Below are 1,303 nucleotides of genomic sequence, written 5' to 3'. Positions count from 1 at the left end.
GGTTCATCGCGCTTTCCCGGGGAAGGCGGCCTTGATTTTCAGAAAGAAGTAGGCCGAGTCCCGAAAGCCATAGGCCATGCGCTTGATTACCTTGATACGGTTGTTCACACCCTCCAGAACGCTGGTGTGCAGAGGGAAACGGGCGCTGGCGAGGATGCCGCGGATATAGCGCCCGAGGTTCTTGGCGAAGCGCTGTAGCGGCGCCAAGCCACTGTCACGGGCCTGCCGTAGCCAGGTCCGCCAGCGCTGCCAGCCTTCCCATACGCTCGGGGCGTACCAGACTTCCTTCAGTGCGTCCTTGAGCACATAAACCGTGGCCAATGGTTGGTTGGCGGCGAGCAGTTCCTGCAATTGCACGGCTTGGCCGTCCTTGAGATTCTCAGGGTTGCGCAGCAGCAACCAGCGACTGCGTTTGACCACCTTTCGTGCCGATTTGTCATTGCGCAGTAGGTTGGCCTGATCGACGCGGATGCGGTCGATCACCTCACGCCCGTAGCGCGCCACCACATGGAACAGGTCGTACACCACTTCGGCTTGAGGGCAATGCTGCTTCACCTCCAGATCGAAGGCGGTGTTCATGTCCATGGCGACCGCTTCGATTTGCTGGCAGCGCTCACCGAGCAACTCGAAGAATGGACGAATGGCCTCACGGCTATTGCCGTGACCAACCCACAGCACCCGCGTTCGCTCGGCGTCCATGATCACCGTGGCGTAGCGATGGCCTTTGTGCAGAGCGAACTCATCCATCACCAGGCGACGAACAGCACCCGGCTCGAAGGCGCCGATCTCAGTCTCCAGGCGGCGTTTATCGAGTGCCTTGAGGGTGTGCCAGTGCAAGCCGGTCAGATGACTGACGTGGCTGATAGGCAATATCCGCAGCAAGCCTTCGAGCCAAACCCGTAACCGCTGAGTCAGACGGGAAGCCGGTTCCAGCCAATCGATCCGCTCGGTCACTCGCCCACAGCGCAGGCAGTCGACGCGACGTACGGGCAGTTGGAGTAGGACTCGTTGATCCAACAGATCGCGGTCACGCACTCGCCGTAAACGCCGATCATGGATCAACGGACTGGGCTGCTGGCAGCGTCCGCACCGAGGCACTCGCGTGGCTTGGGGTTCCAGCTCAATTAGCAGGGTATTTTCAGCAACGGGGCGAGAGGCGACGACGTCGTAGCCTGGCCAGAAAACGGCAAGATCAATAGGATGCACGGTGACAGCAGGGTGTGGGAGTTGGTGTGTTTGGCGACTGCCAATTTACCCACTTCCCTGCCTGTCAACTCGCTCTTCCCCCAGAGTCCGCGAAGAA

Annotated in this window: 1 protein-coding gene; it reads right to left on the bottom strand. The window is 60.2% G+C overall.

All coding sequences use genetic code 11. From position 1 onward, the window contains the following. Positions 1-3 precede the first annotated feature (3 nt). Positions 4-1,206: an ISL3 family transposase gene (locus B597_RS0223610; RefSeq protein WP_003291741.1), complete on the bottom strand. Its 1,203-nt coding sequence runs from the start codon at positions 1,204-1,206 to the stop codon at positions 4-6. Between the last annotated feature and the right edge of the window lie 97 nt (positions 1,207-1,303).

This window comes from Stutzerimonas stutzeri KOS6 (assembly GCF_000307775.2).
Lineage (GTDB): Bacteria > Pseudomonadota > Gammaproteobacteria > Pseudomonadales > Pseudomonadaceae > Stutzerimonas > Stutzerimonas stutzeri_B.
Note: the sequence above shows the minus strand (reverse complement) of the source record. Positions and strands in the feature narration are given on the sequence as shown.